At 32.9% G+C, this 484-nt stretch carries 1 protein-coding gene; it reads right to left on the bottom strand.

What is annotated here, in order from left to right; all coding sequences use genetic code 11:
• A partial coding sequence (locus EGM88_RS15580) for a DUF4844 domain-containing protein (protein ID WP_123899340.1) occupies positions 1-205 on the bottom strand: 205 nt, incomplete at its 3' end.
• Positions 206-484 lie beyond the last annotated feature (279 nt).

Here is a 484-nt window from a genome sequence, read left to right as displayed (position 1 = left end):
CGATTTGGTTTATTTTTTCCGTAAAAACTGGTCGCATTTTTTCGTCTGCAATTCCAGGATAAAAATTTTCTTCTACGAACTTTTTCTTTGCTGTAAATTCCGCAAATTTTTCATTCGCATTTTCAGGTGTTTTCATTTCAGTCACATTTTGTCCGCAAGCAGATAATGTCAAAAGGATTATAAAAATTTGAATGTATTTCGTCATTTCTCAAATTGTTGCCAACGTGATTGTGTATGATTAGTGGCGTGTTTTAAGCACCTAATTTAGCAAATACAAACCGAATAGAAAATCCGCGAGGATTTTCGTAAGTAGGCGAGAACTAGCCATTAATTATACACGGCTTAAGTTTGTCTTTTAATAAATTTGTTACTTAATCAGAAAGAATAAAAGAGAGAATTAAGGTTAATATATACGGTGAAGCTTAGACTTCGACAACATTGGTAATCCTCTCTCTTTTCTACTTAAAATCACGTTCAGTTCTGT

Source organism: Aureibaculum marinum, from assembly GCF_003813905.1.
Classification (GTDB): domain Bacteria; phylum Bacteroidota; class Bacteroidia; order Flavobacteriales; family Flavobacteriaceae; genus Aureibaculum; species Aureibaculum marinum.
This window is presented reverse-complemented; position numbering and strand designations above follow the sequence as displayed.